The following is a 21,727-nucleotide window of genomic DNA, read 5'->3' as shown; positions in this document are numbered from 1 at the left end:
CGCCCATTCCTTCGAACGAAAAAATATGGAGCGGCTGCTTGCCAATCCGCTCCGCTATAAGCTCCATCCTCTCAACTATATATGGGCTAAACGACAAAAAAAGAGAGGAAGGATAGCAAAATCGATGTGATACATATTGCAGCCAACGGGCGCAACGCTTTTGTCCGCAGATCGCGAAGGCTGACATTTAAGCCGAGGCCTACCATCGCCGCTGTCAGCATAAAAGAAGTCAAAGAAGAGAGGCTGTTCAAAAGCGGCTTCGGGATAGAAACGACGCTGCCAAATAAGCTCAACAGCATAAAACCGAGTAAAAACCAAGGAAATTCGATTTTCTTTTCCTTCGTGTCAGCGTTCTTCTTTTTTCGCTTCATCCAATACATACATAACAAGCTGAGCGGTAGAAGCAATAGAACCCTCCCCAGCTTCGCCAGCAATGCAAAAGCTAATGCATCCTGTCCGGCCGCCGCACCGGCTAGCGCCACATGCGCCATTTCGTGCAAGCTGATTCCGCACCAAATTCCGTAATGCTTATGAGAAACGGGCAGAAATGGCTGAATGAATGTATAAGCCAATGAAAAAACCGTCCCAACCAGCACAATGATTCCTACCGATATCGCCGTATCTTCTTCCTTCGCCTCTACAATCGGAGCCACAGCGGCAATCGCAGCGGCCCCGCACACCCCTGTTCCAATTCCAAGCAACAGCGATAAAGAAGCGTTCGCTTTGACGATTTTGCCGAGTGACATCATCATCCAAATGGAAAAAACGATGACGGCCGCATCGCGAAGAAGAAGCCCTAAACCTTGATGAATGACAACAGCCATATTCAGCTTGAAGCCAAACAAAATGATCGCCATCCTTAATAAGTGTTTGGCGGCAAATTGAATTCCAGACCGAAGCGCTTCCGGATAGCCAAAAAAGTGACGATACATAACGGCCAGCACAATCGCACAGGCGAGCGGCCCTAAATGCTCCAAGCCAGGAATGGATGCGAACGCAAAGCCGAGCACCGCAAACAAAAAAGAAAAGGCAACTCCTCCTATCCATCTCCAAGCCAAACGGCGATCCGAAGACGGTTGCTTGAAAACAGCCATGATGTCGTTTTTCATTGATGCTTCACCTCTTTTTATAATGGATCGTCCAGATCGCTGACCAATGGTCCTCTTCAGCATATCCCGGTTTCTTTCATAAGTGAAATAATAATTTTCAATAAATACCATAAGTAAATTTTATAACAATCGTCATCTGCGCTTGTCTCCGGTCGTGACAACGATGGGTCGTCTGCCGAATAATAAAAAATAGACCTTCCTTCATGCAACAGCACATGTTTAGAAAGGTCTATTTTCCACAGGCGGTGGTCCATATTCAATTGAAAGAGGCTACCTTCTCGCATGCTCTTATCCTAAGAAAAAGCGGACGTTGGCTTTTAGAATGATGGAGCCAAGCTTTCTTTCGCGCTGACATAGGACAATCCTCGTTCAAAGTCGGCAATCAAGTCTTCTGCGGCCTCCAATCCGACACTTAAGCGCAGCAAGCCATCTGTAATTCCTCTTCGTTCTCTTTCCTCTTTTGGCATCGCCGCATGCGACATTTTAGCCGGATACGATAAGATCGATTCGACCGCTCCTAAGCTGACGGCAAACACCGGAATTTGGACATGCTTGACAAACGTACGGACGGCCGCTTCATCTGCTAAGCGAAACGAAAGCACCGCGCCAAATCCCTCTGCTTGGTACCGTTGTACCGAATGTCCCGGATGATAAGAAAGTCCTGGATAATACACTTCCTCTACCTTTGGGTGCTTCGCTAAAAACGAAGCGATTTTCAGCGCCGATTGACTTGATTGCTGTAAACGGACGTGAAGGGTTTTTAAGCCGCGCAGAACGAGCCAAGCATCTTGCACTCCCAATATGGCGCCAAAGGCATTTTGCAGCTTATACAGCCGCTCAGCCAGCCCGCGATCTTTGACAACCGCTAACCCGGCCACCACATCGCTATGTCCTGATAAAAATTTTGTCGCGCTATGCAACACAACATCGACGCCGAGCTCAAGCGGCCGCTGCAATGCCGGAGTCATAAACGTATTGTCTAAAAAGGTTAAACAACCGTTCGCTTTTGCCAGCTTCACAATGCCGCAAATATCCGTAATTTTTAATAGCGGGTTGGAAGGGGTTTCTACATAAATCACTTTTGTATTTGGCCGGATGCGGGAAGCGACTGCATGCAAATCCGTCATATCGACAAACGTGTACTCGATGCCAAAACGGCTTAATACCTCGGTAATCATTCGGTACGTTCCGCCGTATACATCTTCGGTCACGAGCACATGATCCCCTTTGGAAAGCAGCAAAAACGCGGTCGAAATCGCCGCCATTCCCGAAGAGAAGGCAAAGCCGCGGATTCCTCCTTCCAGCTCCGCTATCGTCTCTTCAAGCGCCTCGCGCGTCGGATTTCCAGATCGGCTATAATCATACTTTCCAAACACATCAAAATCCGCTTGATGGAACGTCGAAGCGTGCTGAATGGGCACGCTGACCGCTCCTGTCTGCTCATCCACTTTCCATTTGTTATGCAATAAGTTGGTTTGAAATGAAAATGATTTTTCCATTGCGCTACACCTCTTTCATATTTTCCAAGGCCTGCGACAAATCAGCGATTAAATCCTCCACATGCTCAATGCCTACAGAAAAGCGCAATAAGCGGTTGCATACCCCATTGGCAATCCGAATCTCTTCAGGGATATCGGCATGTGTTTGCGTCGCCGGGTATGTAATAAAGCTTTCAACTCCTCCTAAGCTTTCAGCGAATGTAATGACATTTAAGCTTTGCAAAAAGCGGTTGACCCACCGCTCTTCACGCAGGCGAAAGGACAGCATGCCTCCTCTTCCTGGATACAGCACATCCGTGACCGCTTCGTGTGATGCCAAAAATTCGCTGATTCTCCGCGCATTTTCTTCATGCTGCCTCATTCGCAGCGCCAGTGTTTTCATGCCGCGAATCAACAGCCATGCATCAAATGGCGACAGGACCGCGCCGATTGCGTTGTGATACTCGGCCAGCCGTTGACAAAGAGGCTCACCCTTTGCGACGACGAGACCAGCGAGCACATCATTATGGCCTCCTAAATATTTTGTTGCGCTATGGATGACGAGATCCGCTCCGTGGCGAATCGGCTGCTGGATCACAGGCGTATAAAACGTATTATCCACAATCAAAAGCAGCCCGTGGCGTTTGGCCAGTTTCGCCACCTCGTCGATGTCTGTCTCCTGCATAAGCGGGTTTGTCGGCGTTTCTAAAAAAATCGCCTTTGTGTTTTTCGAAATCGATTTCTCCACTAATTGTATGTCGCGAAAGTCAACATAATGAAACGCTAAGCCGTACTTTCTCCAGCCTCTTTCAAATAGCCGATACGTTCCTCCATATAAATCGGCAGACACTAAAAATTCATCACCGCTTTCAAACAGGGAAAGCACCGTCTGAATCGCCGCCATTCCCGAACTGAATGCATACCCTTGATCTCCTCCTTCAAGCTTAGCAATGGCTTCTTCTACAATTTTGCGCGTCGGGTTTCCGGTACGGATGTAATCAAATCCTGTTGATTGGCCAATTCCCTCATGGCGATAAGCGGTGGAAAAATAGACAGGCGGATTGACGGTTCCTGTCAGCTTCTCGCTTCTGTTGCCAATCTGCGCCAGTAAGGTTTCTACTTTTTCCATCCTTTTTTCTCCTTCCTTTCCTCCAATAAAAAAAGCCTTCTTTAAGAAGAAGACTTTTACAGATCAACAAAAGCGCTTCTTCTTATCTTTCGAATTGAAACCAATTCGCTGGATTTAGCACCTGACCGATATCGGCTGGTTGCTGAAGCTTCACTGGGCCAGTTCCCTCCGCTTCTCTTGATAAGAATGAACGACGATATGGAATTTTCTGATTTTCTATCAATTTACATGATTTTCTGATAATTTGCAAGCTTTTTTTTACTGCGCGGTATATCCTCCATCGATCACAACGGCCTGCCCGGTAATTCCCTTTGCTTTTTCGCTTGCTAAAAAGAGCGCATAATCGGCCACTTCTTTCGTTGACAGCAGGCGCTGCTGCGGCACAAGCGGATAAATGACTTCCTCTAATACATGCTCAAGCGGCACGCGGCGTGTTGCGGCCAAATCGGCCAGCTGGTTGCGTACAAGCGGCGTATCGACATATCCCGGGCATAAAGCGTTCACTGTAATACCATGAGCGGCTCCTTCTAGAGCAGCTACTTTGGTTAGGCCAATGACCCCATGTTTCGCGCTATTATACGCCGCTTTGCCGGCAAAGCCGACCAAACCGTTAATCGAGGCCATATTGATAATCCGGCCATAACGCTGCTGCTTCATGATGGGGAATACATGCTTTATCGCAAAAAACGGCGCGATAAGCATGACGAGAATCAGTTTCTCAAACGATTCGGAAGGAAATTCTTCAATCGGCGCCACATGCTGCAGCCCAGCGTTATTCACTAAAATGTCAATCCGGCCATAACGAGCAACGGTTTGAGCCACCATTTGTTTGATTTCCTCTTCTTTTGTTACATCACACTTCAGTCCCCATGCATCCCAGCCTTGTGCACATAACGATTCGGCTGCTTTTTGGACAGCCCTTTCATTGATATCACTAAGAACGACTTTCGTGCCATGCTCAGCAAAGCATTTGGCGATTTCAAAGCCGATTCCTTGCGCCGCTCCTGTTATGAACAATACTTGATCGTCTACCATTTTTCATTCCTCCTCGTTCATATCCCTAGTCCTAATGAGAAAAGAATAATCGCAAGAATCGTCCCAAGCGCAGGTACAATAACCGTTAAAGCCCCAACCGCGCCATATGCCTCGCGGTGCGTTTCACCGCAAATCGCTCGAATCGTTGTCACGACATAGCCATTATGCGGCAAAGAATCCAAAGCTCCTGACGAAATCGCGACCACCCGATGCAGCGCTTCAGGATGGACTCCCATATCCAAATAATGCGGAGCGAGCAACGGAAGAGCAATAGCCTGACCTCCTGATGACGAGCCGGTTAGGCCAGCGATGACACTGACAGCGATAGCGCTGCCAATTAATGGACTGCCTGGAATACTGGTAATCGCGTGCACGGCATCCGTAAACGCTGGAACGGCTTTCGCCACACCGCCAAACCCGACGACGGCCGCCGTATTTCCAAGCGCGATCAATGCGCCTAAAGTTCCCTCAGAAACAGCCCCGCTAAAGTTTTGGAAATAGCGGCGATTGAGAGCATATACCGCAATGACTCCGCCAAGAAGCGCCACAATTAATGCCGATTGCTGCAACGAATGATGGAAAACAAAAGCAATCACCAACACGACAAGAAGCGGAATAAACCCCAAAATAGGAGGCGGCAATTCCCTTGTACCGTCCAGTGGATCTCCCTCTTTTGCTACAAATTTCTCTCCTTTTGCAACCGCTTTCATCACCATGCGCTTTAACCACCAATACCCGAAAATCGCCATGAAAATGGAGACAATGATGCTAACTTCCCAACCTGCATACGGCGATGTTTTTAAATACTCAATGGGAATCCAGTTTTGAATTTCCGGCGAACCAGCTGATGTCATCGAAAACGTCACGGACCCAAACGCTAATGCCCCCGGAATAAAACGCCGCGGCAAATTCGCTTGTTTAAATAAACTGACAGCCATCGGATAAACGGAAAACGCTACGACAAACAGGCTGACACCGCCGTATGTCAGTACGGCGCAGGCAATTACAACCGCCAAAACCGTCCGCTTCATGCCAAGCTTTGCGACAATCCATTGTGCTACACTTTCTGCCGCTCCGCTATCCTCCATGACTTTTCCAAAAATGGCGCCAAGTAAAAACATTAAATACCACGATTGAATAAAACTAGAAAATCCCGCCATATAATTTCCGACAAAGCTGGCTTCCCCCTCGCCAACCTGCTGCGGGAAAAGGGACAATCCGCCCAGCACCGCCACCAAAAGGGCGCATAACGGCGCGGCAATAAATAAATTCATCCCTCTCATGGTCAAATAAATTAATAAAGCCAATCCCCCAATGAGACCGATCATACTCCACATTTCCTCAGCACCCCCTATGTTTGTCTCCAACACAACAGCGGTCAACGGCTTACAGCTTCACGCAGAAAAAGGTAAAAACGATGCGTTTCCCCATCGACATCTCGTCACCAATTGACCTCGCCTTCTTTTCTCCCCTCCTTTTTAGAGTGGTTCACTTGTTTTTTATTGCAAAAAACATGCCAATAAAAAGGAATGAAACGAAAACCGTTTAATGGTCCTCCTGTCCTTTCCATTCCGTTCCTCTGGAAGCTTTTTCGTCAGCATTTGAATCACGGCAATTAGAAAAGCGCAAAGCGCCCGCCGAGGAGGCTATGGCCGCCGCAGTGCGGGACGGAGCGACTGAGCCGATGGCGCTTGCAGTTAAACAGCACCTTACTTAAAAAGGACAAGACATACATCCCAATATGACGAAAAGATTCCGCTTTCCCGGAATGATTTCCGAAAAAGCGGAATCTTTACATTATGATAAACCGTATTTTTTGATTTTTTCATACATGGCTGATTTGCTGATGCCCAGTTCTTTCGCGGCTTTTTGTTTATCACGGCCGCAGCGCTGCAGGCTTTGTTGAATCGCTGCTTTTTCTGTTTCCTCCAGCAGTTCTTTTAGTGTTTTTCCTTTCATTTGATAAGATGAATTCGCTTTCAAATATTCCGGAAGGGCATCCACTGTAATCGTTTCGCCATTGGCAAAATGAACCGCCACCTCCATGACATTTTCTAATTCACGAATATTCCCCGGCCACACATGCTGTCGCAGCAGCTTCATGACCTCTGCGCTGATTGCATTCACTCTTTTCCCTGATCGCTTGGCGATTTTTTTCATAAAATGATAAGCGAGCATTTCGATATCCCCTGGCCGTTCGCGCAGGGGCGGAATCACAAATGGAATCACATTAATTCGATAATAAAGATCTTCGCGAAATCGTTTTTCCTCTACCATTTTTTCTAATGGGCGATTGGTAGCGGCAATGATGCGGACATCGACAGCTACCGTCTTTGTCGAGCCGATCGGCTCCATTTCTTTTTCCTGCAGCACACGCAGCAGCTTGACTTGCATATGCAATGGCAAATCGCCAATTTCGTCAAGAAAAATGGTGCCGCCGTCAGCGAGCTGAAATTTGCCTTTCTTTCCGCCCTTTTTGGCGCCTGTGAAGGCTCCTTCCTCATAACCAAATAACTCGGATTCCAATAAATGCTCAGGAATGGCGCCGCAATTGACTTTAACAAACGGTTTTTGGCTTCTGCTGCTGAGCTGATGGATGCTGTGAGCGAACAATTCTTTGCCGGTGCCGCTTTCCCCGCGGATGAGCACAGAAATATCGCTATCAGCAATTCGTTTGACTTTTTCCTTTAATTCTTCCATTTGCTTTGAACACGATATTAAATCCGTCAGTGTATATTTCGCTCCATTGTTTTCCGTCCATTCTTGAAAATAGGTTTGCAGCTGCAACAATAAACTTTTAATATGGCTATTCATTCGCTTCCATTCATTTGTATCTCGAAAAATGACCGTACCCACCGCGCCAATAACCCTTCCGTCCACCACGATGGGAATGCGGTTCGCAATCATATAATTTCCCTTAATGTAGTGCAAATCAGCGATCTCTTCTTTCCCTGTCTTGACTACAATATGCATTCGCGTATTTTCAATGACCTCTGTCACATGCTTTCCGATTACCTCTTCTTGTTTCCTCTCCAAAAATTCACAATAATTTTTATTCATATAAATAATGTTCCCTTTCTCATCTACCACAACAATCCATTCATAAGCGTTATTAATGACCGCCTCTAAAATTTGATGCTGAAAAATCACATTCTCCACCTGTCGCTCCCCCTTCCGTCCCCATAAAACCGCTTTTGTAATCATAAGTTTGACAAAGACAGCCAAACACCTTCTCGATCGCTCTCACTTGACGTATTCATACTCAAATGAGCAGGTAAGCGATCCACATAATCGATGGAGCTGTCAGTATCCTGTTGTTCGAGCGCATTTTTTGGGGGACAAAAGCCGGAGCAACGCCGCTTTCAGACCATTTGATTGCTGAATTCCCTATCGTTCCCATTGTGAAGCGGCCACTATATAAATGCTTGAGCATGACATACTTTGTCGAAAATATGTTACAATATTGATGAACCTTTATTTTATGATGGAGGATGCAAGCAATGATGATACAAAAAGGAGTAGTCAATGAACAAACGATTTACAGCCGGGAACTCGATGAGGAAGTAAAACTGTTGATTTATGTGCCAAGCACCTTTTCTCCACTTTATAAATATTCTCTTTTAATCGCCCAAGATGGAAAAGATTATTTCATGTTTGGAAAAGTCGGGCGCGTGATTGAGAAACTGATGGAGGAACAAAAAATTGACCGTACGATCGTCGTCGGCATTCCATATAAAGATGTCCATGACCGCTACGAAAAATATCATCCAAACGGCAAACAGCATGCCGCTTATCTGAAATTTTTAACGACGGAGCTTGTGCCTTATTTAGATCAAGAGTTTCCTACCTATCAAATGGGAATGGGCCGCGCCTTAATCGGCGATTCCTTAGGTGGAACCGTTTCGCTGCTAGCTGGTCTTACATATCCGCATACGTTTGGAAAAATCGCGATGCAATCACCGTACATCAATGAAGCGATCATCGAGAAAATGGAGCATTTTTCTGATCCGCATCTGCTTCATGTCTATCACTCCATCGGCAGCGAGGAAACAGCGGTAAAAACGACAAACGGCAACATTGAAGATTTTGTGACACCGAATCGGCAGGCACATGATCTTTTTGTCCAAAAGGGTTTTTCTTATCAATACGAGGAATTTGCAGGCGATCATGCGTGGACGTATTGGCAGCCTGATCTTCCGAAAGCGCTTGAACATATTCTCTCTCTTTAGCGCAATGTTACACTATAATATTTTTCAAAATTTTGTTATAATTAAATAATACCGCAATATAGGGAGGGATTGAGTTGAAATACGGGATTGCTCTTTTTCCATCAAAACAGATACAGGATTTTGCGAATTCATACCGAAAACGCTATGATAGCCATTACGCACTCATTCCGCCGCATATCACGCTGAAAAACGTATTCGAAGCGGACGACATTCAAGCGCAAACGATTATTAAAACGCTTCGCCAAATTGCTGCGGAAACCGATGTAATTCCGTTAAAAATTACAAAATTCAGCTCGTTTTATCCGGTGAACAACGTCATTTATTTAAAAGTGGAGCCAAACGAGACGCTTCAGGAGCTTTATAAAAAATTGCACAGCGGTGTTCTTACAGACCAATCTGATTATACGTTTGTCCCGCATATTACGATTGGCCGCAATTTATCGGACGCTGAGTATTTTGATGTATTTGGGCGGCTTAAAATGCAAACGGTGCATTTTGAAGAAACAGCCGATCGCTTCCATTTGCTTTATCAGCTGGAGGATGGCGCTTGGACTGTGTATGAAACCTTCCTGCTTGGAAAGGACCGAGAATAGCATGGAAGTGGCATTCGGCAGAAAAGACGATCAAGAGCTGTACAGCGACGCTCTTTTTGTGCGGAGAAAAGTATTTATTGAGGAGCAGGGCGTTCCTGAAGAAGAGGAAATCGATTTTTTTGAAGAAGACTCCGTGCATTTCGTTCTTTACGCACAAAACCAGCCGGTGGGAGCGGGAAGGCTCCGCATGATCGGGGATGGCATCGGCAAAATGGAGCGCATTTGCATTTTGCCCCATTATCGCAACAAAGGAGCCGGTCGCCTGATTATGGAGCGCATCGAGAAATTTGCCAGAGAAAGCGGTTTACTGCAGGCGAAATTGAATGCGCAAACACACGCTGAACCTTTTTATCAAAAGCTCGGCTATGAAACCGTTTCCGGCGTATTTATGGATGCAGGCATTCCGCATGTGACGATGATAAAAACACTCTAGGACCGTATGATCATACGGTCCTTCAAACTGCGTCAGTCCGCTTATGAACGCTTTCATTCGCTTCTCGTCTTTGCTCGTCTATGCTCCTTGTCTGCCAATCATTTTCAAGCGAGTCCGATGTGAAACCATCACCATCCATAAAGGATATAAAAATGGTTGTAGACAACGTCAACATGGACGTTGTCTACAACCATTGGGACCGTAATCATCATACGGTCCTTTTTTCATAAGGCGCAATCCACAATGCATGCCGCTGAATGGAAAGCACAGCTTTTTCATCCTTGACCAGCTTTAACAAGTAGCCGGTTATAGCGGTGCGATATAGCACCCATGAAGAAAGGCGGCTTGTCTCGATCTCCCAGCGCGTACACATTTCGCGAACCAATTGTTCATGGCTCAATCCGTCTGGCGCGTTTTTGATCACATCCTCCATGCTTTCGAGTACGCGCTGATGCCAAGCGATATTCTGGCGAATTAGCTCCTCAGCATCTTCTTCATAGGCCCCATGCCCAGGAACGGCGCGCTTTACAGGCCATTCAAGCAGACATTTAAGGGTTTGCAGCGTTTGATCGGCATCCACAAGATAAGGGATTTTATGCTTTTGTAATGTTTCTCGTCCAAAAAAGGCATCGCCCGCATACAGCACATCGTGAATCTGATAGCCCAGCTGATAATAGCTATGTCCTGGCAAAGCGATGCTGTTGATTTGGATGCCTTGAATGTCCCATACTCCTTCGCTCACTACCTCATCAATCCGGATCGCTTCTCCTTCCAAAAATTTATTTCGCATATCCAGCGTCGGCCAATTTCCTTGAAACAAATAGATCGGTTCAAGCACTGGATTGCGCAAAATCGCTTCTTCTAAAACAGGAGCCATCGTATAAATGTTTCGCTTGTTTTGCAAATACGCTGCTCCTCCGTAATGATCCGCATGAGCATGAGTGATAAGAAGGTGAGTAAGCGGCAGACGTTCCTGATCCAATTGATTCAATACCTTTCTCATCGCTCCTTGATCAAGCCCCGCATCAATCAAAATTCCTACCTCTCCATCGCAAACATAGCCAATGTTCACAGCTCCTTGAAAATAATAGCAATGATGGTTAATACGAATCAGCTTCATGAAACTCCTCCAGCTTAAATGGATTGATTCAACCGTTGTCCTTTACCTGTCAGCTCTGCTTCAAACCGAGCAGCGGCTGTTTGTTTTTCTTTGTCGGGACGCCTAGATCGGGAACGCTGATAAGTAGCCGCGTTGTTTTGCTCCGCTATTCGGCTACATGCTGTAATCGGAAATGCCGCCGGCACCCCCGAATGCGTTCGTCCAGGTCGATTCGCATAATAAAAAAAGGCGTCATATGGAAATCCCACTGTATACATATTGGATTCCTCCTTTTTATTTAAATTCGCTCCTTCACAAACAAATCCTTTTTTTCTCATCTTATGTTTTGTTAAGATAAACATTGACGTTCGCAAAAGACAAAAAGGAGCTTTCGATAATGGATAAAGCAGTTTATAAAGGAAAAACGCTGCGGCTTGCGTCACTGCCCAGAGAAAAATATGAAGCATTATATGAGGCCGCCTTGCGCGGACAGATTACCTGTACGATATGCGGCGATCCAGTTCAACTATATTTAGGCATTCAACAACAGCCACATTTTTACCATGAGGAGAGACACGTTTGCTCCCCTTCCTCTGCAATCAAACCATTCGAACATCCAGAATGGCGAAAAACGCTCGCTTATCAGGCTGCGTCACCTTTTTTGAAAACCCAACCAATCCCAAGCGAGCAGCAGGCGCCGGCCATTGCATCGCTTCCTTTAGACGCCGCCCAGCTGCAAGCGGTGCAAACAATTGAAGGACCGCTGCTTGTATTAGCGGGAGCCGGGAGCGGAAAAACACGTGTACTAACAGCACGAACAGCTTATATGATCGGGGAGCGAAACATCCCTCCTTCTGCGATCATGCTTGTAACATTTACGGCAAAAGCAGCAAATGAAATGAAAGCGCGGCTTCTTACATATCAAAATATGAATCAAGCAATCTTATCCCGGCTTGTAGCTGGCACATTTCACAGCATTTTTTACCGCATGCTTGTCCATTTCCATCCACAGCGCTGGCATTCGAGCCGTCTGCTAAAATGGGAATGGCAGAAGGAACAAATGATAAAAGAAGCGGGACGCGAGCTTGATTTAGATGAACGCGAATTTGCCTATGATCAAGCGCTACAACAAATCTCTTATTGGAAAAACACACTTGCCACTGTGGAACGTGTTCGAAGCAGCGGCCAATGGGAAGAGCGAGTTCTTTATTTGTATAAACGCTACGAGGAGATGAAGCGGGAACGAGGATTATTCGACTTCGATGATATGCTGTTAGGGTGCTACGAAATGCTAACGGAGCAGCCTTCTTTGCTTGCGCGCTACCAGGATCGGTTTCGCTATTTCTTAATCGATGAATTTCAAGATATTAACCGCGTGCAATACGACATTATCAATATGCTATGTGCTCATACGAGAAATCTTTGCGCCGTCGGCGACGATGACCAAGCGATTTATTCATTTCGCGGTTCTGATCCCTCGTTCATTTTAGAATTTGATCGTCACTATCCTGAAGCGAAAGTCGTTGCCCTTACTGAAAATTATCGTTCGTCCCATCATATCGTAGAAGTCGCCAACACTGTCATTTCGCGAAATCGCTTCCGACGCAGCAAACAAATGAGGGCGCAATTTGCCGATGATGAACCCGTGCTTTTCTTTTTTCCGTATGATGAAGAAGAAGAGGCGACAATGGTAGTGGAGGATATTAAAGAACGGCTTCAGCACGGAGCTAAACCTAGCGATTTTGCCATCCTCTATCGTACTCATACCACATCGCGTGCGATTTTTGAACGTCTCGTGCAGGCCGGACTTCCTTTTGTTGTGGAGCAGGACGGCGAATCTTTTTATCAACGCCGCTTTGTTCGTTATTTACTTGCTTATTTGCGGCTTAGTCTGGATCCCAATCATGAAGAAGCCATCAACGATCTGCTTGTGTCTCTCTTTTTAAAGCAGTCGCTTCTTCAAGAAATAAAGGCCGTAAGCATTCTTGAAGATTGTTCGCTTTTGAAGGCTTTAACAAGCTTATCGTCGATTTATCCATTTCAAAGAAAAAAATTAAAAAACATTTTTCCTTTCTTCAAAAGCTTAGCGAAGTTGAAGCCAATTGAGGCGATTGAGATGATTGAGACGGAAATGGGATTTTCAGAGTTTCTTAAAAAACGAGGAAATGAAGGCAATGTGATTGAAAAGGGGAGCGATGATATTCGGGATGTAAAGGTAGTAGCCAAAAAGTTTAAAACCATTCCCGCGTTTCTCAAACATGTGGACACGATGATGGAAGCTGCCAGACAGCTGCCCAAGCAAAAGACAGCCCCAAACGCCATTCAGCTCTCGACGATTCATCGGGCCAAAGGATTGGAATATCCGTATGTATACGTGTTGGGAGCAGTGGAAGGAAGTATTCCACATGACTATGCCATGGAAGCAAATCGCAATGGAGACCCGCTTCCCTTAGAAGAAGAGCGACGTCTCCTATACGTTGCGATTACAAGAGCGAAACGTTCACTTCATCTATCTGTTCCAGCACATAGACGAATGAAAACCGCTCAGCCATCACGCTTTTTAAAAGAATTGGTTCGGCAAACGACCGAGGGAGCTCCCGTATAGAGACTCCCTCCTCGTTACTTTTTGTTGTTGTTCAGCATATTCGCAATGGTATTAAAATCTAGTTGTTTACCGTTTTTGGTGATCATCTTCACAATTTGGTCTTCTAATTCTTTCGGCACTTTTCGATTAGCGATTTGCGCTACTCGCTTTACAACCCCGCGCACTGTTTGCTCATCTTTAAAGTTTGCGTTTTGTAATGAATTAGCCAGTTCAAATATATCTTTCATATTCACGCCTGTTTTCTTTTCAACGTTTTTAAAAAATTGGTTATCCATCTTTCCATCCTCCCTTTTACTATTACATCGTATGAAAAAACGAATAAGAAGTGCATCCATTCAAAGAAAAAGTACGAGCTGCTCTTTTCTCAACCAGCCCGTACCTTCGGTTCATTAACCTACAAACGCCGCACCCACGATAATTAACAAAATAAACAACACGACGATTAACACGAATGTAGAACCGTAACCATAACCGCCGCCGCCGTAGCCATAACCACCATAACCACCGTATCCACAATATCCAAACATTGCGTTGCACCTCCTTGCATGTTGGTAGTTCTATCGTATGCAGGAATGACGAAAACGGTATGGGCGCTTATGATTTAAAATTCCGGAAAATTCGCTCCATTTGTTTTCCTTTTTTCCCAAACCAGCTATTGATATAGCCGATATTTCCTTCAATATCTTTTAAAAATTGGCCGTTCATTTTTTCAAATTCCTTTATTTTTTGTTCAAATTCCTGTCCCCACTTTTCAAATCGTTTAATAAATTGGTCATGTCCTTCATGCTTAGATTTGGCGATATCCCGCAATGCTTTTTCAAATTTTTCGCTCATCCCTTCACCGCCTTTCTATCAGATTATTTATGCAAAAAGCCAAACAATGTGCGTGATAAATTCGGAAGATTAAAAAATGGGCATAAAAGTAAAGATGTTTTAAGAGCGGAAAGAAGCACTGACTTGCCTTCGGTTGTGGGAAAAACGGGGATTCTTCTTTTGAAATGATAATAGGTTCAATCTTCTGTTTGTTGAGCATGACGCATAAGTAGTGTAGATACCTCTCCATATTTAATATTATCAACACCTGTGATAAGACATATCGATTCTTTTTTACAAACGAAATATGATAAAGTAGAAGCGGATGAATTCAACATGTGAATAAGGAGGAATTTCGGTTGAAAGAGTTGCAAACCATTGATCAATTCCAAGAGGTCATTTCCGGGGAACAGCCGGTTATTGTCAAATTTTATACAACATGGTGTCCTGATTGTGTGCGCATGGATATGTTCATCGCTGATATTGTCAATGAATATTCACAATACGATTGGTTTCAAATCAATCGTGATCATGTGCCAGAGCTGGCTGAAAAATACCAGGTAATGGGCATTCCTAGCTTGCTTGTGTTTCAAAAAGGCGAAAAAACGGCTCATCTTCACAGCGCTAATGCTAAAACGCCTGAGGAAGTAAAAGAATTTTTACGATCCGTTTTCTCTAAATAAAGCGGAATAAGCCAGTGGAATTCATTCGTTTTCCCTCGCTCTTTCCGAGACCGCACGCATTATGCAACTACATCGCCAAAAAATAGCGTTTCGATCTACTTAAAAAGGGTGTCCCGAGGTTTTGCTAAATCGGGCACCCTTTTTACAAGATCCTAGTAGTCAATCTCTTCATACTCCTTTGGATGAGGCGTCACATGCTCGTCGTTGTATGTCCATTTAATGTCGATTTCTTCATCGGTCGTATAAGCGGGCTGTTCCGTCTCTTTTTTCTTTAACGATATTTTTATATCCTCATCTGTTGTTGTCACTTTTTTCTTCATTCAGGCCACTCCCTTTTAATTTTTTAATAACGGCTCTACTTTTGCCAACAGATTACGAATTTTTTCCGCATTTTTCTGATACATCGCCTTCGCTTCCTCTGCTTTTGTCTCTAAAGCAAAGATCTCAAAATCTGCCTCGACCTTTTTCAGAGCCGCCAGTAGCAGTTGCTTTTCTGACGCTTCCGGTATTTGAATTTTATCATCATATAAATCGACGGTTAGCTGGCCGTATGAATCCACTTGGGCAATAAAAACATTTTCCAACGTTACCCCTTGCTTCTCTAACTCCATTTGGAGCCATCTGCGATTTAATCCGGCAGTTGAGAGCGGTTCGTCTAGAATTTTTCCATCCATAATCACCGTCTGCGGTTCTTTTTCGTTTGGAGCATTTGGAAAGACATCGCCAACCGCTAGAGGCTGTTTTTCCCTTTTCAATAAAACGTTTAAATCTCCATTCGGTTCTAATACGGCAAATTCGACGTCTGCCAAGCGAAATACGTCTTTTTTTCGCAGCTGCTCCATCAATTCATCAATCGTGTATTTTTCCTTTTTCAAGTTATCTTCTAATACTTTTCCGTTTTTAATGAAAACCGTTGAATTCCCTTCGACAAAATCGCGGAACTTTTTATTTTTCAATGAAATATACGAGACGGCAACAGGAACTAAAGACCATATTAAAATGCTGGGGATTCCTTCCCTTAGATTAATACTGAGGTCGACCGACATAGCTGCCGCAATATCGCCGACCGTAATCCCGACAATATATTCAAAAAAAGACAGCTTCGATAATTGTTTTTTTCCTAACATTCTTGTAATGATAAACAATCCGATCAAAATGGAAGCGGATCGTATCGATGCTTCTAACCATATTGGCATTGATCATGCTCCTTACTTTCCATGATATTGTGGTTCTTCTCGCTCTAATTGGCTAATGCGCTGCTTTAAATCAGCAATGATTTCCTCCGTTTTCATCATCGCCTCATGAAATGTTCGCTGCGCCTGTTCATCCCTTGAAGAAAGAGCGAATTGCTGAAAAGAAGCGCGAATACTTTTTAGGCTGGCCAAGCTTTGCTTAACTTGTGAAGCAACAGTCATAGCTTTCCTCCTTATCCTTTTGGGCGAAACAATAACGCGCCAATAAATCCAAAGACGATCGCGGCTGAAATTCCTGCGCTTGTGACCTCAAACATGCCCGTTAATACACCAATAATGCCGTGCTGTTCCCCTTCTTGAAGCGCTCCATGAACGAGAGCATTCCCAAAGCTTGTAATCGGAATGGTGGCGCCAGCTCCGGCAAAATCAATTAATGGCTCATATAAGCCAAAGCCATCCAAAACCGCACCAGCGACTACAAGAATGCTTAATGTATGAGCTGGGGTCAGCTTAAACACATCCATCATAATTTGACCAATCACACAAATGATCCCACCAACAACAAACGCCCAAAAAAACATTCCCATCATTCTTCATCCCCTCCATATTCAATCGCGACTGCATGCGCGATACATGGAATCGTTTCACCTTGCTGAAACGATAACGGCGATAATAAGGCTCCTGTTGCTACGACGAGGATTCTTTTCAATTCTCCTCGCTTCATGCGATTGAGCAAATGTCCATATACAACAGCTGCCGAGCACCCCGCACCGCTCGCTCCCGATAATACGGGCTGACCTTCACGATAAATCAGCAAGCCGCAATCTTGGTATTTTTCTTCATCAAGATTCAATCCATGCTCCCGCAATAAATCGAGCGACACTTGCCGTCCAATTTTTCCTAAGTCTCCAGTTACAATTAAGTCGTAATCCGAGCTGTCCATTTGCATATCGCGCAGATGCGCTTCAATCGTATCAACGGCAGCGGGCGCCATCGCTCCTCCCATGTTAAACGGATCCGTTAATCCCATATCCACCACGCGGCCCATTGTCGCAGCAACGATACGGGGTCCTGCTCCGCTGCTGCTGATTAGCGCTGCCCCGGCCCCTGTTACCGTCCATTGAGCCGTCGGCGGTTTTTGTCCGCCGTATTCAGTAGGGTAGCGAAATTGCTTTTCTACTGCTGTATTATGGCTTGACGCGCCCGTTAAAACATATTGCGCTCCGCCATGATTCACAATAAAGGCTCCAAGCGCAAGCCCTTCCATTGAAGTAGAGCAGGCTCCAAACACGCCAATATAAGGGGCGCCGATTGTTTTGGCCGCAAAGTTGGACGGTGTCATTTGGTTAATGAGATCACCGGCAATGATAAATTGTATATGTTCTTTTGTAATGTTGCCTTTTTCCATAGCTTTAAAAAAGGCTTCTTCCAGCAGCACTTTATGAGCCTTCTCGTATGATTCTTCCCCGATCCAAAGGTCTTCATGCAGCAAATCAAAATCATCGGCAATGCGTCCGTTTGCTTCAAATGGCCCTCCGACTGCCGCTGCGGCAACAATGGCAGGCTTGTTCTCAAATATCCAGGTGCGATGTCCTTTCATCATCCGAGCCCACCCCATTTCACGGCAATCGTTTTAATTAAGGCAATGACAAAAGCAGCAAAGGTGCCAAATAAAATGACAGAACCCGCCAGCTTAAACATGTTGGAGCCGACTCCTAAAACAAATCCTTCTGTCCGATGTTCAATCGCTGCGGAAATGACGGCATTTCCAAATCCCGTTACCGGTACGGCTGTTCCAGCTCCAGCAAATTGAGCGATTCGGTCATAAATACCAAATCCAGTTAAAATCATCGACAAAAAGACCATCGTTGCCACGGTCGGATTGCCGGCTGTTTGTTCAGTAAAATCAAAAAAATACATATAAAAATAAGAAACGGCCTGGCCGATTACACAAATCAACCCGCCTACGAAAAAAGCGCGAATACAATTTTTCAACACTGGACGCTTCGTTTCTCGTTCTTTTGCAAATGCTTGATAATCCTGCTGTACCGCCGTTAAATTTTTCCGTTTCTCATCTGCCATCTCGTTCACCCCTTTGGATTATGCGGTCTCTTCGCTCAGTTTCTTCAGTTTTTCGATTTCTTCATTCAGCTTGCATTCTCCCATTCGCGTTTTTTGCAGCTGCTTTTTCAGCTCGTTCGTCTTCCAAAACAGCTTTAAATCGCTGGAGATTACGACTTGATGCTGTGGAAATCGTTCTTTCAGCTGCTTCTGCACCTCTTTTTCGATTTGTTTTTTATGAAAACGCTCCATGTGTTTGACTTGATAAGCAAGGAACAGTTTATTTTTCGTATTGACGGCCACTGCATCGCGAATCGCTTGTTTTTGCTTGATATCGTTCACCGCTTGTTGAGCGGCAGACTGGTCCATCGTTGCCGAATGCGCTGTTCCATCCATATTTAATCGAATCATATTTTTTCCTTGGAGCGATTGGTCCTTCACTTCTGGCTCTCTTGCGCAACCAACGACAAAGAGGCTGCAAATCAGTAATAATGTCACCTTTTTCATCATTCTTCATCAACCCATTCATCTATGTATTTCGTTTGAAAAAAGGTTGGTGCTTAACCAACCTTTTAATCCTTGCAGGCGTGCTAACCTTTGTTGCGGAAACAAAAAACGCCTGCCACAGCTTTATTGATTATATTGCGGCTCTTCTTTTTGGATCTCTTGAACACGGGCGTTCACTAAATCAACAATGGCTTGCGTTTGTTGAGCTGCTTGCTGATAAAGCTGTTTTGCCGCTTTATTCTCGGTTTGAAGTGCAAATGTTTCGAAGCTTGCTTGAGCTGATTTTAATCCGGCAAGCGTTTGCTTTACTTGAGATGCTACTGTCACGTGCACAACCTCCTAAAAATTTTGATTACACTGTTAGAATGGGTTTTTGTAACAAAAATATAACTTCCATTTTTTTCTGAAATAAAAAACTGCCTCTTGACTATAGAGGCAGGATGTTGTTCATTCTTTTTTATCGGTTTTATCCAAATAACCACGTCCAATTGACGGATTATTGATGATTCCGGCTACAACCAAAATTCCTAGCAACGTTTCATACAGCTGTTCGTATTTTCCTAAATCAAGATCCACTCCGAATGTTTGCAACGCCAGTAAAATAAACGAGCCAAGTGCTACCCAAAGCCCATAGTTTTTAAATCGTTCCATTTCTCCTCAGCTCCATTTTCACTTATTCAATTAAAACCATGAAAAAGGTCTTCTGTTTTCGTCGCCATCATTCTCTTCTGAATGATGGTCTTTATGCGTTTCCTCCGCTTCCATCTCGCCACTCTCTACATGGCGCGGCGGCGAGAACCACGGATCGTGGATGCGGCCCTTTGGAGAAATAATGACATCATCAGCGTGGATAATTAATTTATCAACGTGGATGACACGAGGCTTTTTATTTTCGGACATCTTCGCTTCCTCCCTTGTAATTTAAGCTTTTTGCATTGTTAGACTATGCAACTGTCACGCTTATGGTATAGGCGTTTTTCATAAAAAAGGATGATCTTTCCGATAATCCTTGCAGCTTCGTTCATTTTTTTCTAATCGTCTTTCCACATCCGCATCCACCAGATTTTTTTCCTTTAGATGATGAGTGGATCGAATAGGATTTCGACCCATTGATAACAATCGGCTTTTTCCCTTTCATCGCTCTATGACCTCCAAGTGTTGGGTTGTTACTATTCTATGAAGGCAGCAGAGCGTTGGTACCAGGCAAACTTTATTTTTCTTCCGTTCCTTCACTAAAGGAAAAAGGAGCTGAAGATGGAGGAGAATCATTTTTTTCCTTTCTTTTGATAATCGCATTTTGTTGTCGCAGCGTGTGGAAAAACCAATTCTCTCCTTCCTCTGTTGGAAAATGGATTTTGGATTGTGCTAAACGCCGTTCCAGCTCTTCTTTTTCTTGCTGAAGTTTCGTTAACTCTTCGTACCGTTTTTCACTTTGCCAAGCAAGCTCTTTTAAAATGATATTTTCAGCCACCACTTCTTCTATTTGCTTTGTTAACTCTCCTACTTTAGCTTCTGCCCTTTCCAGTTCCTCAGTGAGTCGTTTATTTTCCAGCTTGAGCGCGTTAGAATCGTTTCGCTGCGCTTCATATTGCGCCAGTTTGGACTGCAAATCCGCCATTTTTTGCTTCAATACCATAACATCCTCTTGTGGTTTTGAGTTCACCGCTATTCTCCTCCTTAAAAAATCATGTGATTCTAATACATACAAATTCAACCCGTTCTCCTTTTAGACCAAAAAAATGAAATTTCCGCTTTTATCACGGCACATTTACCCAGCTTTTTCATAGTATACAGTAGTCGTAACCTCCGCTACGATTTATTTCATTCATTACAGCGGAGAAAACTTTAAATAGGAGGAAAGAGTTATGAGTCACTCTCATCATAAAGAAAAAGTATGTATTAAAACTCGCAAAGTGTATGACTGGGTTACTCGCCAGGTCGATGTGCCGCTAAGAAGCTTTAACGATGATGAATTAGAAGCCGTCTTTCCAGAAGATCGCTGCCCGCGACATCATAAAAACATTTGTGATTTCTTGGCTTCCAATGATTTGAACGCTCAAGATTTCATGATCCGCTGCTTCTTATCCGACGAGGATGGAAACCGAATCGATCCTGTAGTGGATAACGATGCGCTTATCTGCCAAGAAATCATCCAATCCAATGGCCGGCAGCCTGTCAATGTTACTCTGCCATCTGGGGATCAAGTCACATTGCAAAAAGTGAAAGTGCTTGTGAAAGGGCACGTTGTTGTACAAATTTTAAATGCGAACGGACATATTGTCGGCGAATCAGCCCCTATTCCGTTTGCTACTGCCCAAACCTTTATTTTATGCGCTCCTGAAGGAACATCGCTTGACTGCCATATTTCCTTCTTCGAATGCGATGCCAGCTTGATCTGCACAAACAACTTTTCACAATTAGATGTTTCCATCACATTGTGCTTAGAAGTGCAAATTGAAGCGGATGTGAAAATTGAGGTAGAAGGTCGTTTTTGCAGACCACGTGAAGAAATTTTGGAAGCAACACTTTGCCCTACTGATAACTTCCCGCCTCAATGTCCTGAAGTATTCCCAAGTCATTAAATCTCTTTGCGAGTTAGGCTGTTGCTCCATACAACAGCCTTTTTTATTTGGAGATTCACAGCAGGAAAAACAGGGAGAATGTTTGGATCCACGATCATATAAGGTGAAGCTTCCCCTTTTGATTTTTATAAGACTTTAAGTAAGCCAGCCTTGGAAACATCCTTGTGGCATTCTATTA

28 protein-coding genes and 1 riboswitch are annotated in these 21,727 nt (G+C 44.5%); of the genes, 6 read left to right on the top strand and 22 right to left on the bottom strand.

Going from position 1 to position 21,727, the window contains the following annotated elements:
- Positions 1–86 precede the first annotated feature (86 nt).
- The 6 genes from B6A27_RS05775 to B6A27_RS05750 form a co-directional block, all read right to left on the bottom strand.
- Complete coding sequence (locus B6A27_RS05775; protein WP_080860811.1) at positions 87–1,094, bottom strand: YeiH family protein; 1,008 nt, start codon at positions 1,092–1,094, stop codon at positions 87–89.
- Positions 1,095–1,426: 332 nt separating this feature from the next.
- Positions 1,427–2,608 (bottom strand): cystathionine beta-lyase, encoded by a 1,182-nt coding sequence (gene metC / locus B6A27_RS05770; protein ID WP_080860660.1) that lies wholly within the window; start codon positions 2,606–2,608, stop codon positions 1,427–1,429.
- Between the two features lie 4 nt (positions 2,609–2,612).
- On the bottom strand, positions 2,613–3,716 hold the full coding sequence (locus tag B6A27_RS05765) for a methionine biosynthesis PLP-dependent protein (protein WP_080860659.1): 1,104 nt from the start codon (positions 3,714–3,716) through the stop codon (positions 2,613–2,615).
- A 79-nt stretch (positions 3,717–3,795) separates the two neighbouring features.
- A riboswitch (SAM riboswitch) is annotated at positions 3,796–3,903 on the bottom strand.
- 71 nt (positions 3,904–3,974) lie between these two features.
- The gene (locus tag B6A27_RS05760) at positions 3,975–4,751 is read right to left on the bottom strand and encodes a 3-hydroxybutyrate dehydrogenase (protein ID WP_080860658.1); all 777 of its coding nucleotides are present in this window, start codon (positions 4,749–4,751) and stop codon (positions 3,975–3,977) included.
- A 17-nt stretch (positions 4,752–4,768) separates the two neighbouring features.
- Positions 4,769–6,088: a GntP family permease gene (locus B6A27_RS05755; RefSeq protein WP_201722546.1), complete on the bottom strand. Its 1,320-nt coding sequence runs from the start codon at positions 6,086–6,088 to the stop codon at positions 4,769–4,771.
- A gap of 460 nt (positions 6,089–6,548) precedes the next feature.
- On the bottom strand, positions 6,549–7,901 hold the full coding sequence (locus B6A27_RS05750) for a sigma-54 interaction domain-containing protein (RefSeq protein ID WP_080860807.1): 1,353 nt from the start codon (positions 7,899–7,901) through the stop codon (positions 6,549–6,551).
- Between the two features lie 350 nt (positions 7,902–8,251).
- Between B6A27_RS05750 and B6A27_RS05745 the strand changes: the two genes are divergently transcribed.
- From B6A27_RS05745 to B6A27_RS05735, 3 genes are all read left to right on the top strand, one after another.
- A complete protein-coding gene (locus B6A27_RS05745; RefSeq protein WP_080860656.1) occupies positions 8,252–8,980 on the top strand; it encodes an alpha/beta hydrolase in 729 nt (242 codons plus the stop codon).
- A 74-nt stretch (positions 8,981–9,054) separates the two neighbouring features.
- Positions 9,055–9,573: a YjcG family protein gene (locus B6A27_RS05740; RefSeq protein ID WP_044744185.1), complete on the top strand. Its 519-nt coding sequence runs from the start codon at positions 9,055–9,057 to the stop codon at positions 9,571–9,573.
- Position 9,574: 1 nt separating this feature from the next.
- A complete protein-coding gene (locus B6A27_RS05735) occupies positions 9,575–10,006 on the top strand; it encodes a GNAT family N-acetyltransferase (RefSeq protein WP_066148344.1) in 432 nt (143 codons plus the stop codon).
- Positions 10,007–10,214: 208 nt separating this feature from the next.
- On the opposite strand, the gene B6A27_RS05730 is transcribed toward B6A27_RS05735, so the two are convergent.
- Both B6A27_RS05730 and B6A27_RS05725 read right to left on the bottom strand, forming a co-directional pair.
- Positions 10,215–11,126: an MBL fold metallo-hydrolase gene (locus B6A27_RS05730; protein ID WP_044744183.1), complete on the bottom strand. Its 912-nt coding sequence runs from the start codon at positions 11,124–11,126 to the stop codon at positions 10,215–10,217.
- A gap of 14 nt (positions 11,127–11,140) precedes the next feature.
- Positions 11,141–11,383, bottom strand: coding sequence for a hypothetical protein (locus tag B6A27_RS05725; RefSeq protein WP_080860654.1), 243 nt, complete (start codon positions 11,381–11,383; stop codon positions 11,141–11,143).
- 119 nt (positions 11,384–11,502) lie between these two features.
- On the opposite strand from B6A27_RS05725, the gene B6A27_RS05720 reads away from it, so the two are divergent.
- Positions 11,503–13,710 carry a UvrD-helicase domain-containing protein gene (locus B6A27_RS05720; RefSeq protein ID WP_080860651.1) on the top strand — a complete coding sequence of 736 codons (2,208 nt, stop codon included), beginning with the start codon at positions 11,503–11,505 and terminating at the stop codon, positions 13,708–13,710.
- A gap of 14 nt (positions 13,711–13,724) precedes the next feature.
- Here the strand turns inward: B6A27_RS05720 and spoVIF are convergent, their stop codons facing one another.
- The 3 genes from spoVIF to B6A27_RS05705 form a co-directional block, all read right to left on the bottom strand.
- Positions 13,725–13,985 (bottom strand): sporulation-specific transcription regulator SpoVIF, encoded by a 261-nt coding sequence (spoVIF, locus tag B6A27_RS05715; protein WP_044744180.1) that lies wholly within the window; start codon positions 13,983–13,985, stop codon positions 13,725–13,727.
- A 114-nt stretch (positions 13,986–14,099) separates the two neighbouring features.
- On the bottom strand, positions 14,100–14,237 hold the full coding sequence (locus tag B6A27_RS05710; protein WP_080860649.1) for a YjcZ family sporulation protein: 138 nt from the start codon (positions 14,235–14,237) through the stop codon (positions 14,100–14,102).
- Between the two features lie 67 nt (positions 14,238–14,304).
- Positions 14,305–14,544 carry a hypothetical protein gene (locus B6A27_RS05705; RefSeq protein WP_080860643.1) on the bottom strand — a complete coding sequence of 80 codons (240 nt, stop codon included), beginning with the start codon at positions 14,542–14,544 and terminating at the stop codon, positions 14,305–14,307.
- A gap of 317 nt (positions 14,545–14,861) precedes the next feature.
- Between B6A27_RS05705 and B6A27_RS05700 the strand changes: the two genes are divergently transcribed.
- Entirely contained in the window at positions 14,862–15,206 is a 345-nt protein-coding gene (locus tag B6A27_RS05700) for a thioredoxin family protein (RefSeq protein WP_304440073.1), read from the top strand.
- A 152-nt stretch (positions 15,207–15,358) separates the two neighbouring features.
- On the opposite strand, the gene B6A27_RS18790 is transcribed toward B6A27_RS05700, so the two are convergent.
- The 11 genes from B6A27_RS18790 to B6A27_RS05650 form a co-directional block, all read right to left on the bottom strand.
- Complete coding sequence (locus tag B6A27_RS18790) at positions 15,359–15,526, bottom strand: hypothetical protein (RefSeq protein WP_172798647.1); 168 nt, start codon at positions 15,524–15,526, stop codon at positions 15,359–15,361.
- 15 nt (positions 15,527–15,541) lie between these two features.
- Positions 15,542–16,402, bottom strand: a complete 861-nt coding sequence (locus B6A27_RS05695; protein ID WP_066148340.1) for a DUF421 domain-containing protein — start codon at positions 16,400–16,402, stop codon at positions 15,542–15,544.
- Between the two features lie 12 nt (positions 16,403–16,414).
- Positions 16,415–16,621: a DUF1657 domain-containing protein gene (locus B6A27_RS05690; RefSeq protein WP_044744176.1), complete on the bottom strand. Its 207-nt coding sequence runs from the start codon at positions 16,619–16,621 to the stop codon at positions 16,415–16,417.
- An 11-nt stretch (positions 16,622–16,632) separates the two neighbouring features.
- The gene (spoVAE, locus tag B6A27_RS05685; RefSeq protein ID WP_044744175.1) at positions 16,633–16,989 is read right to left on the bottom strand and encodes a stage V sporulation protein AE; all 357 of its coding nucleotides are present in this window, start codon (positions 16,987–16,989) and stop codon (positions 16,633–16,635) included.
- The gene (gene spoVAD / locus B6A27_RS05680) at positions 16,986–18,002 is read right to left on the bottom strand and encodes a stage V sporulation protein AD (RefSeq protein ID WP_080860640.1); all 1,017 of its coding nucleotides are present in this window, start codon (positions 18,000–18,002) and stop codon (positions 16,986–16,988) included. The genes spoVAE and spoVAD overlap by 4 nt, the downstream gene beginning before the upstream one ends.
- Entirely contained in the window at positions 17,999–18,481 is a 483-nt protein-coding gene (spoVAC, locus tag B6A27_RS05675) for a stage V sporulation protein AC (protein WP_066148336.1), read from the bottom strand. The genes spoVAD and spoVAC overlap by 4 nt, the downstream gene beginning before the upstream one ends.
- Positions 18,482–18,499: 18 nt before the next feature.
- Complete coding sequence (locus B6A27_RS05670) at positions 18,500–18,970, bottom strand: YhcN/YlaJ family sporulation lipoprotein (RefSeq protein WP_080860638.1); 471 nt, start codon at positions 18,968–18,970, stop codon at positions 18,500–18,502.
- A 120-nt stretch (positions 18,971–19,090) separates the two neighbouring features.
- Positions 19,091–19,294: a DUF1657 domain-containing protein gene (locus tag B6A27_RS05665; protein ID WP_044744172.1), complete on the bottom strand. Its 204-nt coding sequence runs from the start codon at positions 19,292–19,294 to the stop codon at positions 19,091–19,093.
- A gap of 120 nt (positions 19,295–19,414) precedes the next feature.
- Positions 19,415–19,618 carry a phage holin family protein gene (locus tag B6A27_RS05660; protein WP_044744171.1) on the bottom strand — a complete coding sequence of 68 codons (204 nt, stop codon included), beginning with the start codon at positions 19,616–19,618 and terminating at the stop codon, positions 19,415–19,417.
- Between the two features lie 30 nt (positions 19,619–19,648).
- A complete protein-coding gene (locus B6A27_RS05655) occupies positions 19,649–19,867 on the bottom strand; it encodes a hypothetical protein (RefSeq protein WP_080860637.1) in 219 nt (72 codons plus the stop codon).
- A gap of 310 nt (positions 19,868–20,177) precedes the next feature.
- Complete coding sequence (locus tag B6A27_RS05650; RefSeq protein ID WP_236631796.1) at positions 20,178–20,630, bottom strand: GAS domain-containing protein; 453 nt, start codon at positions 20,628–20,630, stop codon at positions 20,178–20,180.
- A gap of 202 nt (positions 20,631–20,832) precedes the next feature.
- Here B6A27_RS05650 and B6A27_RS05645 point away from each other — a divergent pair, with 202 nt between their 5' ends.
- Positions 20,833–21,549, top strand: a complete 717-nt coding sequence (locus tag B6A27_RS05645; RefSeq protein ID WP_044744169.1) for a BMQ_0737 family morphogenetic spore coat protein — start codon at positions 20,833–20,835, stop codon at positions 21,547–21,549.
- Positions 21,550–21,727 lie beyond the last annotated feature (178 nt).

Origin of the sequence: Anoxybacillus sp. UARK-01 (assembly GCF_002075365.1) — a bacterium.
Taxonomy (GTDB): domain Bacteria; phylum Bacillota; class Bacilli; order Bacillales; family Anoxybacillaceae; genus Anoxybacteroides; species Anoxybacteroides rupiense.
Note: the sequence above shows the minus strand (reverse complement) of the source record. Positions and strands in the feature narration are given on the sequence as shown.

Bases quoted from the DNA above. Each gene is read 5' to 3' on its own strand.
- B6A27_RS05705 (WP_080860643.1), bottom strand. From the start codon at position 14,544: ATGAGCGAAAAATTTGAAAAAGCATTGCGGGATATCGCCAAATCTAAG.
- B6A27_RS05745 (WP_080860656.1), top strand. From the start codon at position 8,252: ATGATGATACAAAAAGGAGTAGTCAATGAACAAACGATTTACAGCCGG.
- B6A27_RS05690 (WP_044744176.1), bottom strand. From the start codon at position 16,621: ATGACTGTTGCTTCACAAGTTAAGCAAAGCTTGGCCAGCCTAAAAAGT.
- B6A27_RS05765 (WP_080860659.1), bottom strand. From the start codon at position 3,716: ATGGAAAAAGTAGAAACCTTACTGGCGCAGATTGGCAACAGAAGCGAG.
- B6A27_RS05670 (WP_080860638.1), bottom strand. From the start codon at position 18,970: ATGATGAAAAAGGTGACATTATTACTGATTTGCAGCCTCTTTGTCGTT.
- B6A27_RS05695 (WP_066148340.1), bottom strand. From the start codon at position 16,402: ATGCCAATATGGTTAGAAGCATCGATACGATCCGCTTCCATTTTGATC.
- spoVAC (WP_066148336.1), bottom strand. From the start codon at position 18,481: ATGGCAGATGAGAAACGGAAAAATTTAACGGCGGTACAGCAGGATTAT.
- B6A27_RS05655 (WP_080860637.1), bottom strand. From the start codon at position 19,867: ATGTCCGAAAATAAAAAGCCTCGTGTCATCCACGTTGATAAATTAATT.
- B6A27_RS05730 (WP_044744183.1), bottom strand. From the start codon at position 11,126: ATGAAGCTGATTCGTATTAACCATCATTGCTATTATTTTCAAGGAGCT.
- B6A27_RS05645 (WP_044744169.1), top strand. From the start codon at position 20,833: ATGAGTCACTCTCATCATAAAGAAAAAGTATGTATTAAAACTCGCAAA.
- B6A27_RS05735 (WP_066148344.1), top strand. From the start codon at position 9,575: ATGGAAGTGGCATTCGGCAGAAAAGACGATCAAGAGCTGTACAGCGAC.
- metC (WP_080860660.1), bottom strand. From the start codon at position 2,608: ATGGAAAAATCATTTTCATTTCAAACCAACTTATTGCATAACAAATGG.
- B6A27_RS05760 (WP_080860658.1), bottom strand. From the start codon at position 4,751: ATGGTAGACGATCAAGTATTGTTCATAACAGGAGCGGCGCAAGGAATC.
- B6A27_RS05660 (WP_044744171.1), bottom strand. From the start codon at position 19,618: ATGGAACGATTTAAAAACTATGGGCTTTGGGTAGCACTTGGCTCGTTT.
- B6A27_RS05755 (WP_201722546.1), bottom strand. From the start codon at position 6,088: ATGTGGAGTATGATCGGTCTCATTGGGGGATTGGCTTTATTAATTTAT.
- spoVAD (WP_080860640.1), bottom strand. From the start codon at position 18,002: ATGATGAAAGGACATCGCACCTGGATATTTGAGAACAAGCCTGCCATT.
- B6A27_RS05720 (WP_080860651.1), top strand. From the start codon at position 11,503: ATGGATAAAGCAGTTTATAAAGGAAAAACGCTGCGGCTTGCGTCACTG.
- B6A27_RS05725 (WP_080860654.1), bottom strand. From the start codon at position 11,383: ATGTATACAGTGGGATTTCCATATGACGCCTTTTTTTATTATGCGAAT.
- B6A27_RS05710 (WP_080860649.1), bottom strand. From the start codon at position 14,237: ATGTTTGGATATTGTGGATACGGTGGTTATGGTGGTTATGGCTACGGC.
- B6A27_RS05775 (WP_080860811.1), bottom strand. From the start codon at position 1,094: ATGGCTGTTTTCAAGCAACCGTCTTCGGATCGCCGTTTGGCTTGGAGA.
- B6A27_RS18790 (WP_172798647.1), bottom strand. From the start codon at position 15,526: ATGAAGAAAAAAGTGACAACAACAGATGAGGATATAAAAATATCGTTA.
- spoVIF (WP_044744180.1), bottom strand. From the start codon at position 13,985: ATGGATAACCAATTTTTTAAAAACGTTGAAAAGAAAACAGGCGTGAAT.
- spoVAE (WP_044744175.1), bottom strand. From the start codon at position 16,989: ATGATGGGAATGTTTTTTTGGGCGTTTGTTGTTGGTGGGATCATTTGT.